This window comes from Flavobacterium cerinum (assembly GCF_004028155.1).
GTDB classification, from domain to species: domain Bacteria; phylum Bacteroidota; class Bacteroidia; order Flavobacteriales; family Flavobacteriaceae; genus Flavobacterium; species Flavobacterium cerinum.
This window is the reverse complement of record NZ_SBII01000011.1, coordinates 54685-71056: the sequence shown is the minus strand read 5'-3', so window position 1 is coordinate 71056 and position 16372 is coordinate 54685. Positions and strand designations below refer to the sequence as shown.

17 protein-coding genes are annotated in these 16372 nt (G+C 37.8%); 6 read left to right on the top strand and 11 right to left on the bottom strand.

Going from position 1 to position 16372, the window contains the following annotated elements; all coding sequences use genetic code 11:
- Positions 1-92 precede the first annotated feature (92 nt).
- The 7 genes from EPI11_RS14705 to EPI11_RS14675 all read right to left on the bottom strand — a co-directional run bounded on the left by EPI11_RS14705 (position 93) and on the right by EPI11_RS14675 (position 7353).
- Positions 93-1433, bottom strand: a complete 1341-nt coding sequence (locus tag EPI11_RS14705) for a deoxyguanosinetriphosphate triphosphohydrolase (protein WP_128390816.1) — start codon at positions 1431-1433, stop codon at positions 93-95.
- A gap of 3 nt (positions 1434-1436) precedes the next feature.
- Positions 1437-2150, bottom strand: coding sequence for an AAA family ATPase (locus EPI11_RS14700; protein WP_128390737.1), 714 nt, complete (start codon positions 2148-2150; stop codon positions 1437-1439).
- 19 nt (positions 2151-2169) lie between these two features.
- Positions 2170-2394, bottom strand: coding sequence for a hypothetical protein (locus tag EPI11_RS14695; protein ID WP_128390736.1), 225 nt, complete (start codon positions 2392-2394; stop codon positions 2170-2172).
- Positions 2395-2399: 5 nt separating this feature from the next.
- Positions 2400-2900: an RDD family protein gene (locus EPI11_RS14690; protein ID WP_128390735.1), complete on the bottom strand. Its 501-nt coding sequence runs from the start codon at positions 2898-2900 to the stop codon at positions 2400-2402.
- Between the two features lie 140 nt (positions 2901-3040).
- Positions 3041-5467, bottom strand: coding sequence for a ribonucleoside-diphosphate reductase subunit alpha (locus EPI11_RS14685; RefSeq protein WP_128390734.1), 2427 nt, complete (start codon positions 5465-5467; stop codon positions 3041-3043).
- Between the two features lie 72 nt (positions 5468-5539).
- Entirely contained in the window at positions 5540-6520 is a 981-nt protein-coding gene (locus tag EPI11_RS14680; protein ID WP_128390733.1) for a ribonucleotide-diphosphate reductase subunit beta, read from the bottom strand.
- Between the two features lie 245 nt (positions 6521-6765).
- Positions 6766-7353 carry a DUF3109 family protein gene (locus EPI11_RS14675; protein WP_128390732.1) on the bottom strand — a complete coding sequence of 196 codons (588 nt, stop codon included), beginning with the start codon at positions 7351-7353 and terminating at the stop codon, positions 6766-6768.
- Positions 7354-7551: 198 nt separating this feature from the next.
- Between EPI11_RS14675 and EPI11_RS14670 the strand changes: the two genes are divergently transcribed.
- The 4 genes from EPI11_RS14670 (at position 7552) to EPI11_RS14655 (ending at position 11368) form a co-directional block, all read left to right on the top strand.
- Positions 7552-9777, top strand: a complete 2226-nt coding sequence (locus tag EPI11_RS14670) for a S41 family peptidase (protein ID WP_128390731.1) — start codon at positions 7552-7554, stop codon at positions 9775-9777.
- A 135-nt stretch (positions 9778-9912) separates the two neighbouring features.
- The gene (locus tag EPI11_RS14665) at positions 9913-10488 is read left to right on the top strand and encodes a MarC family protein (RefSeq protein ID WP_394343651.1); all 576 of its coding nucleotides are present in this window, start codon (positions 9913-9915) and stop codon (positions 10486-10488) included.
- A 65-nt stretch (positions 10489-10553) separates the two neighbouring features.
- Positions 10554-10754 carry a hypothetical protein gene (locus EPI11_RS14660; RefSeq protein ID WP_128390729.1) on the top strand — a complete coding sequence of 67 codons (201 nt, stop codon included), beginning with the start codon at positions 10554-10556 and terminating at the stop codon, positions 10752-10754.
- A gap of 5 nt (positions 10755-10759) precedes the next feature.
- On the top strand, positions 10760-11368 hold the full coding sequence (locus EPI11_RS14655) for an FAD-dependent oxidoreductase (RefSeq protein ID WP_128390728.1): 609 nt from the start codon (positions 10760-10762) through the stop codon (positions 11366-11368).
- 89 nt (positions 11369-11457) lie between these two features.
- Here the strand turns inward: EPI11_RS14655 and EPI11_RS14650 are convergent, their stop codons facing one another.
- The 3 genes from EPI11_RS14650 to EPI11_RS14640 all read right to left on the bottom strand — a co-directional run bounded on the left by EPI11_RS14650 (position 11458) and on the right by EPI11_RS14640 (position 14124).
- Positions 11458-13035 carry a S41 family peptidase gene (locus tag EPI11_RS14650; RefSeq protein WP_128390727.1) on the bottom strand — a complete coding sequence of 526 codons (1578 nt, stop codon included), beginning with the start codon at positions 13033-13035 and terminating at the stop codon, positions 11458-11460.
- Positions 13025-13471, bottom strand: coding sequence for a deoxycytidylate deaminase (locus EPI11_RS14645; RefSeq protein ID WP_128390815.1), 447 nt, complete (start codon positions 13469-13471; stop codon positions 13025-13027). The genes EPI11_RS14650 and EPI11_RS14645 overlap by 11 nt, the downstream gene beginning before the upstream one ends.
- A 62-nt stretch (positions 13472-13533) precedes the next feature.
- A complete protein-coding gene (locus tag EPI11_RS14640; protein ID WP_128390726.1) occupies positions 13534-14124 on the bottom strand; it encodes a HupE/UreJ family protein in 591 nt (196 codons plus the stop codon).
- Positions 14125-14289: 165 nt separating this feature from the next.
- Here EPI11_RS14640 and EPI11_RS14635 point away from each other — a divergent pair, with 165 nt between their 5' ends.
- A complete protein-coding gene (locus EPI11_RS14635; RefSeq protein ID WP_128390725.1) occupies positions 14290-14721 on the top strand; it encodes a tellurite resistance TerB family protein in 432 nt (143 codons plus the stop codon).
- A gap of 35 nt (positions 14722-14756) precedes the next feature.
- Here EPI11_RS14635 and fbp read toward each other — a convergent pair whose 3' ends face one another.
- Positions 14757-15770 (bottom strand): class 1 fructose-bisphosphatase, encoded by a 1014-nt coding sequence (gene fbp / locus EPI11_RS14630; protein ID WP_128390724.1) that lies wholly within the window; start codon positions 15768-15770, stop codon positions 14757-14759.
- A 112-nt stretch (positions 15771-15882) separates the two neighbouring features.
- Here fbp and EPI11_RS14625 point away from each other — a divergent pair, with 112 nt between their 5' ends.
- Positions 15883-16365, top strand: a complete 483-nt coding sequence (locus EPI11_RS14625; RefSeq protein ID WP_128390723.1) for a GNAT family N-acetyltransferase — start codon at positions 15883-15885, stop codon at positions 16363-16365.
- Positions 16366-16372: the final 7 nt, after the last annotated feature.

The following is a 16372-nucleotide window of genomic DNA, read 5'->3' as shown; positions in this document are numbered from 1 at the left end:
CCTTTTTTTATTTAGTTTTCAACTCGGTTACGTTATGTACCAAACAACTGAGTCTGTCGAAGCATTATATATCATATAAAGACAATGGATAATTACTTTGCTCCTGTGATGGTATTATAAAGCAGTACAGCCTTACCATCTGTCAACGTTGATACAAAATGGCAAATATGCAGTAACCTGTCATAAAGGTTCATTTTCTCAGTAATAAACTTCTCTGGCAGCAGCTTTAATACAAGATTATCATAGTTGCTGCCATTGCCTTCAAACTTGTTGTTATAAGCCGTACAAAAGGTATCCAGCAGTGTATTTATAATACGATAGCCTATTACCTCTTTTTCTACTACTTCACGGCTCTGATAAATGTTTTTTACACTAAGGTTAATAATATCTCTCATTTGAGCCGTATACTTACCCTGATCTGTCAAGGCATACGGATATTTACCCTGAAGTATCAATTCTTCATTTTCAAGGAATACATTTACTGCATCGCCAATAAGCCTTCCTATAGCCAATGCTCTCAGGTAGCTTATACGGTCTTCTTTAGTGGTAAGCATGTTGTATTTTGATGCATCGATAGAATCTTTTACCAGTTTAATTAGGTATTCCAGTGCAAATTCTTCCTGGATAAGCCCAAGATTGATACCATCTTCAAAATCGATTATAGTATAACAAATATCATCGGCAGCCTCCACAAGGTAAGCTAACGGATGACGCTCGTAACCAATATCATCTCCTGTTTTATTAGGGATAAGTCCCATTTCTTTTGCGACATCTTTAAAGAACTCTTTATCGCACTGAAAGAAACCATATTTTTTATCGGCAATATTGGCCGTTGGCTTTTTAGGCAGTGATTCTTTTGGGTACTTCATAAAAGCCCCAAGGGTAGCATAGGTAATTCGTAAACCACCTTCAACTCCCGGACGGGACGATGTAAGCAGGTTAAAGCCATTAGCATTGCCTTCAAAATCCGTAAGGTCCTGCCATTCTTTAGCAGTAAGCTTGTCTTTATACTGTTTGCCGTTTCCGGTTTTAAAGTACTCTCCAATGGCTTTTTCTCCCGAATGCCCAAAAGGCGGATTTCCAATATCGTGAGAAAGTGCAGCTGCAGCTACAATAGCCCCAAAATCGTTCATGTGAAAACCATGAATATCATAGAGGTAAGGATGCTTTTCGATAATTTTTTTACCTACTAACCTTCCTAATGAACGGCCTACTACAGAAACTTCGAGGCTATGGGTAAGGCGGGTATGTACAAAATCGGTTTTAGATAAGGGTATTACCTGCGTTTTATCCTGAAGGCTTCTAAAACCGGATGAAAATATAATACGGTCATAATCTACTTCAAAACCCAAACGGGTATCGTCCTGTTCCTTACGTAATCTTTTGCTTGTATCACCCTGTCTTTTCAAAGACAGTAACTGTTCCCATTGCATCATTTAGTTTATGATTTTAGATTTCTCTATTTCAGCCTTAATAATATTATTCTTCACTTCCTTAAACACATGGTTTTTAGCTTCCGCAAACGAAATTTCGTAAACTCTGTCCAATGTTTGAAATTCAACCGGATATTTCATCAGCAGTTTATCATAGTACACATCCAGTACCTCTTTTGCAGGTGAAGTAAATTCCAATCGCAGTTCAAATCTACGGATCAATGCCTCGTCTATCATTTTTACCTGATTTGTCGCCGCAATAAGAATTGAATTCTTAGGGAAGTTATCAATCAACTGAAGAATGGCATTCACCACACGCTTCATTTCACTACTGTCTTTGCTATCATAATCACGTACCTGACCCAAAGTATCAAATTCGTCAAAAAACAGCACAGAATCGTGATAACTCACCTCTTTAAACAAGGTAGCAACATTCTTGGCTGTTTCACCTAACTTAGATGATACTATCGCCGAAAGATTCACTACAATTATTTTCCTGTCCAGCTGCTTTGCTATGGCTTTTGCAGTCATGGTTTTACCACATCCCGTTTTACCATACAGCAGCATTTTGTTGTTTACAGGCAAATCATAGCTGTCCAGGATATCCCTAAACTGGTATTCTTTTAAAAACTGTTCTATCTGCACAGAAACTGCTTCATTAAAAACTACGTCTTTAATATCTACCTCGCTTCTGTCTGTAAAAAATAATGCGCTCAATTGCTCGTATTTAAATTGCTTACTTCTTTAAATTGAATAAAAAGAAATCACGTGATTTTTTAGGATACTGTGCAAAACTTCTGTCGCTTGGATTCTCTATAATCGACTTGATAGTTATTTTATCGCCCAGCTTAAAGCTCTCTTCTACACGTTGGTAATCCAGCATATACTCTCCGCAAAAGTAATTACCATTTTCATCTTTCTCAATAATTCCTGAGTAAACTCCTTTTTTATCTTTTGACATTTCTATTATTTTTCTTCGTTAATTCCTATATCTTCAACATCTTTAGTCTGATGTCTCCTATTAAATTCATATATATCTACTACCCTTGTTCTCGAAAGGCTATCGTGTAATCCTACACCCGGGTTCCATAAGAACGAAAGGAATTCTAAAGGTATAAGCCTGCACAATGTTCTTAAAAAAATGCGGCCGTCACCTGGTTTGGTACCATCATCTTTTACCACCATAGTGTTGGTTACATACTTACCTGGTGTTCGCATAGTCAAAGTTTCAAACAACCCAAAGTAAACTATATTTAAGGCTGTTGCCAGTAATAAATATTTTATGTTACCCAATACCGGCAAACCGATATTTAAGGCTTCATTACCAAATTTATGATACAATGCATTACAACCTTCGGTAGCTCCAAACTGAATAAGCCCAACAACTATACTATCTATAATAAAATTCACAAACCTGTTCGTTCGTGAAGCCAGCATTCCCGGTTTTATTTCTACAGGTTTTTCCATATCTATTTAACGCCGTCCCTTTTTATTTCTAAAAATGGATCTTATAATTGTAAAGCGCCTGATCTAATTAAACTTTATTTGTTTTTGAAAACAAAAATAAGGAGCATTTGCTCCTTATTTACTTTTATTGAAAGATTTATTTACGAACCACACATTTCGCAATCCTCAGGATCAGCGGTTCTCGAACGTTCCAGCATTGCCTGAAACTCGCTTGCCGGTATAGGCTGAATTTCTTCTGCCGCAACTACAACTGCAGGTTTTGGCGCTGCCACAACCTCTGGTACTTCTTCTACTTTTTTATCGTTATTAAGTGTAAACTTAATAGCATCTACAGCACTCTTCGTTCTCAAATAGTACATACCTGTTTTCAGGCCGCTCTGCCACGCATAAAAGTGCATTGACGTTAGCTTAGAGAAGTTTGCATTCTCCATGAACAGGTTAAGTGACTGCGACTGGTCTACAAAGTAACCTCTTTGGCGTGACATATCAATAATGTCTTTCATACTCAATTCCCAAACAGTTTTGTACAGTTCTTTAATATCCTGAGGGATAATATCGATATTCTGTACAGATCCATTTGCTCTCATGATCTCCTGTTTAAGGTTTTCATTCCATAAACCTAAGTTCACAAGATCTTCAAGAAGGTGTTTGTTTACAACGATAAACTCACCGGAAAGTACCCTTCTTGTGTATATGTTTGATGTATAAGGCTCAAATGCCTCATTATTACCTAGTATTTGCGATGTAGACGCTGTAGGCATTGGCGCCATTAACAGTGAGTTCCTTACACCGTGTTCCATAACTTCTTTACGAAGTGAAGCCCAATCCCAACGACCACTTAGATCTTCATCTTTAAGTCCCCAAAGATTATACTGGAATTCTCCCTGAGATATTGGCGAACCTTTAAAGCTCGAATATGGACCTTCTACTTTTGCCTCTTCCATAGAAGCGGTTACCGCAGCAAAGTATATTGTTTCGAATATCTCCTGATTCAATTCTTTAGCAGCATCGCTTGTAAACGGAAGACGCATTAATATAAAGGCATCTGCAAGACCCTGAACACCTAATCCTACCGGACGGTGGCGCATGTTAGAGTTTTCTGCTTCTTTAACTGGATAATAGTTCCTGTCTATAACTTTATTAAGGTTACGAGTTATACGCTTAGTAACCTGATATAAGAATTCGTGATTAAATTTACCACCTTCAACAAACATTGGAAGTGATATCGACGCAAGGTTACAAACTGCAATTTCATCTGCAGATGTGTACTCCATGATCTCTGTACAAAGGTTTGAAGAACGGATCGTACCAAGATTTTTCTGGTTCGATTTTCTGTTAGCCGCATCTTTGTAAAGCATATAAGGCAATCCTGTCTCAATTTGTGATTCAAGTATTTTTTCCCATAATTCACGTGCTTTAATGGTTTTTCTACCTTTATTAGCTGCTTCATAGCTAAGGTAAAGTGCATCAAACTCTTCACTGTGCACACTGTATAGATCCGGACATTCGTTAGGGCACATTAATGTCCAGGTACTGTCTTCCTGTACACGTTTCATGAACAAGTCAGGAATCCACATAGCAAGGAACAAGTCACGTGCTCTCATTTCTTCTTTTCCGTGGTTTTTTCTCAAATCAAGGAAATCAAAGATATCTGCATGCCAAGGTTCAATATACACTGCAAAGCTTCCTTTACGCTTACCTCCACCCTGGTCTACATAACGTGCCGTGTCATTAAACACACGCAGCATTGGTACAATACCGTTTGATGTACCGTTTGTACCTCGAATGTATGAACCTGTAGCTCTTACATTGTGGATAGACAAACCAATACCTCCTGCAGACTGCGATATTTTTGCAGTACTTCTAAGTGTATCATAAATACCATCAATACTATCATCTTTCATTGAAAGAAGGAAGCATGACGACATTTGCGGCTTAGGCGTACCCGAATTGAATAGCGTAGGCGTAGCGTGAGTAAAGAATTTTTTAGACATCAGTTCATAGGTTTCTATAACTGACTCAATATCATTAAGGTGAATACCTACAGATACACGCATAAGCATGTGCTGTGGTCTTTCGGCAATCTGTCCGTTTAATTTTAAAAGGTAAGAACGCTCAAGCGTCTTGAATCCAAAGTAGTCGTAGTTAAAATCCCTGTTGTAGATGATGGTAGAATCCAGCATCTCAGCATTAGCCATAATAGTTTCATACACCTCGTCAGACAACAAAGGTGCTTCCTGCCCTGTCCTTGGGTTAACATAATGGTACATATCAGACATCGTCTCTGAGAACGATTTCTTTGTATTTTTATGCAGGTTAGACACCGCAATACGGGCAGCTAACTGAGCATAATCAGGGTGTGTAATTGTCATTGATGCAGCAGTTTCTGCTGCAAGGTTATCAAGTTCTGATGTGGTCACACCATCATACAGACCTTCAATAACACGCATTGCCACTTTAACCGGATCTACCAGTTCGTTTAGTTCATAGCACAGTTTTCTAACACGGTCAGTGATTTTATCAAACATTACCGGCTCTCTTCTTCCGTCTCTTTTTACTACATACATAGGGCAACAATTTTAAGGTTAACAATCAGGGCACCGGGGTGCACCTTACAATCAGGTATAGATGGGTTGTTTTTAAAAGTCAGCGTCAAAACTAATTTTTTGAGAGTCGCCGCCTTCTTTGTTCATTACCCCTGCTTTTTGGTATTCTGAAACTCTTTTTTCAAAGAAGTTTGTTTTACCCTGCAGCGATATCATGTCCATAAAATCAAACGGATTACCTGCATTAAACTGTCTTTCACAGCCTAATTCTACAAGCAGCCTGTCTGTTACAAATTCTAAGTACTGTGTCATTAGCACTGCATTCATACCAATAAGGCTGGCAGGTAAAGACTCAGTAATAAATTCTCTTTCAATATCAAGTGCATCAAGAAGAATTTCTCTAATTCTTTCTTTAGACACTTTATTCACTAGGTGATGGTTGTGTAAATGCACTGCAAAATCACAATGCACACCTTCGTCACGGGATATTAATTCGTTAGAGAAGGTAAGACCCGGCATAAGTCCGCGTTTTTTAAGCCAGAAGATAGAGCAGAATGCACCCGAAAAGAATATTCCTTCTACCGCTGCAAAAGCAATAAGCCTTTCAGCGAATGAGTCAGAATCAATCCATTTCAATGCCCAGTCGGCTTTTTTCTTAATAGCAGGAAACACTTCAAGTGCATGGAAAAGCTGATCTTTCTCTGTCTCATCTTTTACATATGTATCTATAAGCAGGGAATAGGTTTCGCTATGTATGTTCTCCATCATGATCTGGAAACCATAGAAAAACTTAGCTTCGGCATATTGCACTTCGTTTACAAAGTTTTCAGCCAGGTTTTCGTTTACAATACCATCAGACGCTGCGAAAAATGCCAGAATGTGTTTAATAAAGTATTTTTCGTCTTCATTAAGTTTAGTATTCCAGTCATTAAGATCCTGATGAAGATCAATTTCTTCAGCTGTCCAAAAACTGGCTTCCATTTTTTTATACCACTCCCATATATCATGGTGCTTTATTGGAAAAATTACAAATCTGTTTTTATTTTCCTGTAAAATGGGTTCGATTGCAGACATATTATTTTGACTTTTATAGTATTATAGAATAGATGTTGTCATCTCAAGTAGTGAGTACAAAGATTGGCATTTACATTAAAAAATGAAAGCCAAACTTATTCACAATTGCCTATAGTTTTTAACAACGTTAAATTTCTCACAACAAGAACATGTGTTTGTAATATATTGTTTTTCAATATATTACAAAAAGTAAGTTTAAAAAAATTTCTGTAAGAAAAGATGTAAAAACTAGCGTTTTAAAGGGTTTAGCGACGTTTCTGCACAGGGTTTTCCCTAAGCTCCCCGGCTACTTTTTCAAGCTCCTCATACCAGTCTTTTCCAAAACGGCGAATGAGCGCTTCTTTAACAAATTTGTATACCGGTACTTCCAGCTCTTTACCCAAAGAACACGCATCGCTGCAAATATCCCATTTATCGTAGTTAACAGCGGCAAACTCTGTGAAGTCTTTTACCCTGATAGGGTATAAATGACAGGAAACAGGTTTTTTCCAATCTACGATTCCTTGATTATAAGCCTGCTCAATACCGCAAAGCGCAGTTTTACCGTCAAAAATAACGTAAGCACAGTCTTTATTATCTATAAGCGGCGTTTCAAGATCGCCATCAGTACCTTTAACCCATGTTCCCTGAGCCTCTATTGCAGCAATACCCTCTTTTCTTAAGAAAGGTTTTACTTTTGGATAGATCGCTTCCAGGATTTTGGTTTCCTCTTCATTTAACGGTGCTCCGGCATCTCCGTCTACACAACAAGCCCCTTTGCATGCCGAAAGATTGCATACAAATTCTTTTTCCAGTATGTCTTCAGACACTATTGTTTTTCCCAGTTGAAACATGCTGCAAAGATAGTCAAACTTTAGCTATCAGTAGCCAATTGACAGCTTTGACAAAAAAAATAACTAATTAGCGAATTCAATTTTAAATGTCATTTGGTGATGCCTTAAAAATTTTCGTAAATAAACAGTTACATTTTTCCCATTTATTCGTTATACCAATACGTTTTTAATACCGTTACTATTTTTAAACCAACCGTTATGAAAAAAATTATCCTTCCCCTCTTGCTGCTTTGCAGTGCAAAATCATTTTGCCAAGACAATAAACCAAGCGGCTTTAATTTTGATTTTGAAAAACAAACCCCAGGAGAAAGTCTCCCCGATAATTGGTTCGTTTGGGGTAAAGACTACAAAATCGCTATCGACAAAACCATTGCACAGCATGGAAAATCGTCAGTATCACTGGTGCCTGAAGGAAAAGAAGCCGAATTTGGATGTGTTGTATTATCAATACCTGCAAATTATGCGGGAGAAACTATTGAACTAAAAGCCTACCTAAAAACCGAAGATGTCAAAGAAGGTTTTGCCGGACTTATAATGCGTATTGATGATTCCGAGAAAATTCTTCAAATGGACAACATGAACGACAGAGGAATTACCGGCACAACAGACTGGAAGCAATATTCCATAAAGCTGCCTTTATCTCCTAAAGCCCGAAAGATTTTTGTAGGTGCCATACACACCGGAGCGGGAAAAGTATGGGCCGATAATTTTGAAGTCTTTATTAACGATAAAAACATAAACGATTTAAAACCGACAGAAAAACAAGCATCAAAAGCAAGCAAGGATACCGAGTTTGACAAAGGGTCTACTATTACATCTATTGTACTTAATAAACAAAACACAAAAAATATTGAACTTTTAGGTCAGGTTTGGGGCTTTCTAAAGTATTATCATCCGGCAGTAGCATCAGGAAATTACAACTGGGATTATGAGCTGTTCAGGGTAATGCCTAAAATACTGGAATCAAAAACCGAACAGCAGAGAGACGAAACACTTCTGGCATGGATTGCATCATTAGGAGAGTTTAAAATAAAACAGGAAAAAGCACTTTCTATAAATCAGATTAGAATGCAGGCCAATCTTGGATGGATCGAAAAAATAGGCAGTTCGCAGTTAAAAACACAATTATATAAAGTAAGGGACGCCGAAAGAAGCGGCGGAAATGAATATGTAGAATTTGCTCCAGGTGTTGGAAATACGCTGTTTGATAATGAAAAAGGTTATGCCGAAATGAAATACCCAGATGCCGGCTTTCGTATGCTATCACTATATCGCTACTGGAACATTATTAATTACTTTTTCCCTTACAGGGATATTATTGGTGAAGACTGGAACAACATATTAACAGAGTTTACCCCTAAATTCAACAATGCTAAAAATGAGAGCGAATACCACCTTGCATGCCTTGAAATAATTGCCCGCATTCACGACACCCACGCAAATGCATGGGGCGACTATACCGGCATAAACAAATACTGGGGAATAAATTATGCTCCCGTTAAAGTTACTTTCACAGAAGGACAACCCGTAGTAACAGCCTTTTTAGACAACGAGTTCGGACCTAAAACAGGACTCAAAAAAGGTGATGTTATTACAGCGATCAATAATACACCCATAGCCGATATTGTAAAAAACAGCCTTAAATACATTCCCGCATCTAATTATGAGACACAACTAAGGGACCTTTCTGTACAAATAATGCGCACTAACGAGAGCACAATGAACATTACCTACAAAAGGGACAAGAAAACACTTAAAACTACAATCAATACTTACCCTGACGATAAAATAGACATTTATAAAATATATAAGGAGCAGGCTAAAGACACTTGCTTTAAAATGCTTTCACCTAAGATCGCTTACCTATTTCCCGGCTCTATAAAATCTTCTTACCTGAAGAAAATCATGGAGACTGCAAAAGATACAGACGGGCTTATAATTGACCTGCGCTGTTATCCGTCAGACTTTATCGTTTTTAGCCTGAGCGAATACTTAACCCCAAAGTCAACATCTTTTGCGAAGTTCTCTGCAACAAACTTTCAATCACCAGGAGTTTTCACCTATACCCCGCCAGTATCTGTAGGTAAAGAGAGTAAGGATAATTACAAAGGAAAGATTGTAATTCTGGTAAATGAAACAACTCAAAGCCAGGCAGAATATACTGCGATGGCTTTTAGAACTGCACCAAAAGCAACTGTTATTGGATCGACTACCGCGGGGGCAGACGGAAATCTTTCGCGCATTATCTTACCTGGAAATATAAAGACAGCCATGAGCGGTATTGGTGTTTATTATCCTGACGGAAAAGAAACACAGCGCATAGGTATAGTACCGGATATTACTATTAAGCCCACTATTGCAGGAGTTAGGCAAAATAGGGACGAAGTACTGGAGAAAGCCATCGAAATTATCAATAAAAAATAAATTTCTCAGTACTCTAAATCAATATAGCCGGAATGTTTTAAAGCATTCCGGCTATTTTTATAACCATACCCGCTTTTTCAATAAGAATAATATATCATATTTATTAATACCTTTGCGAGCTAAACATTAATGTATATGGAGTTAGACTGGAAAGAAGTATTTACAGCCAGCATGGTACTGTTTGCAGTAATCGACATCGTGGGTAGTGTTCCTATAATTGTCGACTTACGTAATAAAGTAGGCCACATACACTCAGAAAAGGCTTCAATTGTAGCTATGGTAATCATGATCGCTTTCCTTTTTGTAGGAGAAGAAATCTTGAAACTCATCGGTATTGATGCTAATTCATTTGCTGTTGCAGGTGCTTTTGTTTTGTTTTTTCTTGCATTAGAAATGATCCTGGGAATACGCCTTTACAAAGAAGACAACCCAAGTACAGCCTCTATAGTCCCGATAGCTTTCCCACTTATTGCCGGAGCCGGAACCATGACAACGATACTATCGCTTCGCGCAGAATTTGAAAAAATAAATATTATTATTGCCATAGTAATCAATGTAATAGTTGTTTTTGCTGTACTAAAGCTTTCTGCAAGAATAGAACGCATTTTAGGCGTTAACGGTCTTGGCGTAATCCGTAAAGTTTTTGGAGTTGTACTCCTTGCAATAGCTGTTAAATTATTTGCAGCTAATGTTAAACAATTGTTTCTATAATATTATATTCATTAATTTCCCGCACTGAACACCAATCACCTATCTTAAATAAAAGATACTATATAATGAAAATTTTTATTTACACCTTAATGACTATCGCGTTAGCGCTTATTATTTTCAACATCACCCTACTTGATTTTGATAACCTGTTAACAGGAAATAGTTTAGTTGCACTTATAGGCATCATCGCTTCTTTATGTGCTGTTTGTATTCTGGTTATTTTTAGAATGGCTAAAAACATCGAGGAAAAAACCAGAAATCACTAAAATTTATGTTTGACGTTTTAATTATTGGAGGAGGCGTTTCGGGCGTTTCCTGTGCACTTATTATAGGTTCCGCACTAAAGCGACCATACGCCGAAGGTAAGAAAACAGGAATCTTTACCCACCAAAAGGCAACCTCTTTACAAGATGCTCTTTTTAATAATGCTTATGGCATTCCTGCAGGGACATTAGGCTTAGACCTTATGGAAACCAGTCTGAAACAATTAAGCGATCTATATCCTGAAATGGAGCAGATACCTAACGAAAAGGTAATGAGTGTTGAGGGCGAAGCGGGTAACTTTATCGTTACTACAAACAAAGGTACTTACAAAACAAAAATGATAGTTGTAACAATAGGCTCTGCAAATACATTTGCTATAGAAGGGCTTATGGACTATGTTATTCCTAACAAGAAAGCAATGCCGGAAAAAAACCGTATACAGCTTAAAAATGAAGATCATCTTGTAGCCCCGGGCATTTATGTTGCAGGAACACTTGCAGGTCATAGAAGCCAGTTATCTATAGCAGCCGGAAGTGGCGCAGCAGTAGGAACAGATATCCTTACACTTTGGAATGATGGCAAACCTACACAATATCACGATAGCACCAGAAAGTAGTTTACAACAACTATTATACAATACAAAAAAGCGGGATCCATAATGAATCCCGCTTTTTTGTTATCTGCAAGTGCCATGAGCACTTAATATTATTTTTTATGTTCCAATACAGCCTTTACCATATTATCTTCTTTAAGGATCATTTCATAGTAGGCTTTTTCGCTTAATAGCTGTCTTGCAAACTCTGCAGCCAGGTAATGTTTTACTTTCGCCTTATGCTGATCCAAATGAAATACAAGTCCGTTCTTGGCAAGATATGCGCCAAAGGCTTTAAAGTATTTATCATTTTCAACAACTTTATCAGTTATCTGCTGTGCAGATAATCCTTTAAATACGGCACGTTCTTTATCCAGTTGTTCAAACACAAAATAGCTCACAACACCGCTCTGCATTATCATAGTAACGGCCTCATCGCCATGTTTACCTTCAAGAGGCACAAAAACATCTGGAATAATACCGCCGCCGCCGTACACAATACGTCCTTTAGCGGTTTTAAATTTAAGCGTATCGGCAACTTTTATGCTATCGGCGGCATAAAGCTCACCGCTTTCAAAACGTTTCTCGAATTCATTAAAGTATTCAGCACCACCATGAGAGTAGCTGCGCTGTATTGATCTGCCTGAAGGCGTATAATAACGGGCTACCGTAAGGCGTACTGCACTACCATCACCCAAAGGCATTTCGCGCTGTACTAGTCCTTTACCAAAAGAACGTCTCCCCACAATTACACCTCTATCGTTATCCTGAATAGCTCCTGCAAGGATTTCGCTTGCCGAAGCACTATTTTCATTGATCAGAATGTATAGTTTACCGGTTTCAAAACTACCTTCTTTTGTAGCATAGGTTTTATCCACACGGTTCTTTTTATTTTTAGTCTTCACGATAAGCTGCCCGTCTTTTAAAAGATCGTCGGCAATTTGAACCGCTTTCTCTAAATAACCTCCTCCGTTATCACGAAGATCGATTATCAGTTCTGAAGCACCTTGTTTCTTAAGGCCTTCCAGTGCTTTATGAAACTCATCGTAAGTAGTCTCTGCAAAACGGTTTATTTTGATGTAACCCGTTTTTTTATCGGCCATAACAGCAGCATCTACACTTTTAATAGGTACTATGTCGCGTTTTACATCTACTTTGAATTTTTTGTTTTCACTCTTTCTGAAAATTGTAAGCGTTACATTCGACCCCTCTTCACCTTTCAGTTTAGAGAACAAGGTATCATTCGGCAATTTTCGCCCAAAAAGCTTACTATTGTTAGCATACAATATACGGTCACCCGATTTAATTCCTGCCTTTTCAGACGGCCCTCCGGGTATTGGTTTTATAACCGCTACCGAGTCTTTGTACATATAGAAATTAACCCCTATGCCCACAAAATCTCCCTTCATGCTCTGAGCCACCTCTTCCATTTCATTTTTAGCAATATAAACGGAGTGCGGGTCGAGCTTTTCGAGTATGCTGTTTACAGTGATATCTACAATAGAGTCGGTATTCACTTCATCTACATACTCCCTGTCTATAAAATCTATAAGTTTGTTTAGTTTGCTCTTGTTAGAGCCGGATATCATTCCGCGCTGTTCGGCGGGGAAATTAAGGAAACTGCCCATGAGCAGTCCTATGGCAAGCGCCAATGATACTATTATCGGTAAATAAATTTTCTTAATCTTCATGTATATCTACTTCCAAATCTGGAATGTGCGCTACCTCTACACCTGCTTTAAGTAAAAATTCAATGCCCGAATCATCTTTGTAGCCATCTTTATACACTACTCTTTTTATTCCGGACTGATGTATTAATTTACTACAGTCTTTACAGGGTGACATGGTTATGTACAGCGTTCCGCCTTCGCAGGATTGTGTTGAACGGGCAACTTTTAATATTGCATTTGCTTCAGCATGGAGCACATACCATTTGGTCGTGCCTTCAGTATCCTCACAGCAATTCTCAAACCCGGACGGCGTCCCGTTATAACCGTCAGAGATTATCATTCTATCTTTTACAATAATTGCGCCAACTTTTTTACGCGTGCAATAAGACAGCTGTCCCCATTCTTTTGCAATTCTTAAATAAGCTTTATCGTATTTTTTTTGTTTTTTTTCTTTCATCATGAGGAACAAATCCTGCACCTTAAAATTAAGGTATAGCAGATTCTTATAACGTTAAAAGATTACCAAATTTCACTACCCGTAATCATAGGCACTACAACCCCTGCAACAAATGCCGACATTACTAATATCCAGTCGCGTTTTGACAAACGAAAGAACTCCTGTAATATATAAGACAGCAACAATACCACCAGTACAATAATTACCTGAGCTGTTTCTATACCTAATGCAAATTCCAATAGAGGCATTAATTTGTCTTTGGAATTTTTATTGACTACGATCTTAAAATAGTTAGAAAAGCCCAAACCGTGAATGATCCCGAAGAATAATGTGGTTATAGCTATAAAGTTTATACTGCTGTTTTTTGCCGATTTCCTGGAGGCTTTAAATATATTATATAATGCCGTGATGAGAATCGTAATGGGTATTAAAAACTCCACAACACCTGCATTTACTGTAATTACACCAAAAACAGACAAAATAAGCGATACCGTATGGCCTACCGTAAACAAAGTTACGAGCAGCAATACGTTTTTCCAGTCTTTAAAAATATAGGGAACCGTTAGCACTATTAAAAACAGCACATGATCATATGCATTGATATCCAGCACATGTCTTAGTCCCATATTAAAATACAAGTCAAAATCCGACATAATGTAGTTTATGATAATTTAAACCGTAAACTTACATTTTTTTTGGATACTTTAATACCGTAAAATGGTTATAAAGAGCACAATCTTAGCTAAATTATTTTAAAAAATTATTTCAGCATAAAATATAGAAGTATATTTGTTCCTTATAATATTAACAGATAAAATATGTCTATTTCAGATTTATTCGACAGCGGTTTTAAAAATAGGAATAAAGGTCACTTTGCTTCTATTGTAAGAGTTGCTATGGAAAACGGCCACCTTAGTACAGAGGAAAGACACTTTCTTGACAAACTTGCAAAAGAGCTTGAAATTTCGGGCGAAGAGTACACAGAAATCCTTGCCAACCCTACTCAATACCCTATCAACCCGCCTTACCTTCACGTTCATAGGCTGGAGCGTTTGTATGATCTTTCAAGAATGGTATATGCAGACCACATACTAGGACCAAGACAAAAAGAAATACTTACACGTTTTGCACTTGCATTAGGTTTTACACCGGGCAACGTACACTATATTGTAGACAAATCATTATCATTGCTTGTATTAAGCGTAGATCTGGATACTTTCCTTTACGAAATGCAGCACATGAACAAATAAAAAAATCCCGCCAATGGCGGGATTTTTTATGCTATCTATTTTTCGGATGCTTTTGTCATAAACTCTTCTGCTTTCACTACCATGTTGTAGCTTCCGCAAAAGAACGGTACACGCTGATGAAGTTCAGTAGGAACAATATCCATTATCCTTCCAAATCCGTCAGAGGCTTTACCACCAGCCTGTTCTGCAATAAAAGCCATTGGATTACATTCATACAGCAAACGTAATTTACCGTTTGGTGCTTTAGAACTTGTTGGATAAATATAGATTCCGCCTTTTATCATGTTACGATGAATGTCAGATACAAGGCTTCCTATATAACGGGATGTATACGGCCTGTCTTCTTCTTCCAGCTGGCAGTACTTAATATAGTCCTTAACCCCTTGTGGGAAATGAACGTAGTTTCCTTCGTTGATAGAATAGATGTTTCCATCTTTAGGAAACTTCAGGTTAGGGTGCGATAAGTAAAAAGTACCTATTGCAGGGTTAAGTGTAAAACCGTTTACACCATTACCTGTAGTATACACTAACATGGTAGATGTTCCGTAAATTACATAACCGGCTGCAACCTGATGGTCTCCCGGCTGAAGGAAATCTTCCAGTGTTACCGGACTTCCTATAGGCGTTACTCTTCTGTAAACTGAAAAAATAGTACCTACAGAAACGTTTACATCAATGTTAGATGATCCGTCAAGCGGGTCGATAAGTACTACATATTTGTTGTTATGTAATCCGTCGTTACCCTGAATTGTTATAAAATCGTCATTTTCTTCAGAGGCAATACCGCAAACAATCTCACGATTTACCAGTGTCTGCATGAATACTTCGTTAGCATATACGTCCAGTTTTTGCTGGTCTTCACCCTGTATGTTCTGCTCGCCAAATTTACCAATAATATCGACTAATCCTGCCTTATTCACCTTGTAATTCACCACCTTAGCAGCTAATCGTATCGAGTTGATAAGCCTGGATAATTCGCCCGAAGAATACTTAAAATCCTCCTGCTTCTCAATAATAAATTCGCCTAATGTTTTGTTGCGTTCTTTCATTACTAAAACGTTGTAGTTGTGTTAGAGGGCACAAATATCGATATTTTTGTGATATGATAATAATTTATTATTTCGATACATTTTTGCTCGTACTTTTGCGCAAATTTTACTCATGTTAATTAGAAAAGGACAGAAAGAAGACATGCCGGCAGTACTGGATCTTATTAAAGAACTTGCTACTTTTGAGAAAGAGCCTAACGCTGTGGCAATTACTGTAGACGAACTTATAAAAGAAGGATTTGGCGACATGCCCCTATTCCATACATTTGTTGCAGAAGTTGACGGCGAAATAATAGGAACGGCATTGTTTTACTATCGTTTCTCTACCTGGAAAGGAAAAACCATTCACCTGGAAGATCTTATTGTAAAACAGGAAAAAAGAGGAACCGGTGCCGGAAGCGCCCTTTATAAAGAAGTGATAAGGTTTGCCAAACAAGATGGTGTTCGCCGTGTAGAATGGGTAGTGCTTAACTGGAATACCCATGCCATTAATTTCTACGAACGTTCTGGCGCTACAATATTACAGGACTGGCTTACGGTACAAATGGACGAGGAAGGAATTACAAAATTTACGTTAGACTTAGTAACAGAATAAACATTTT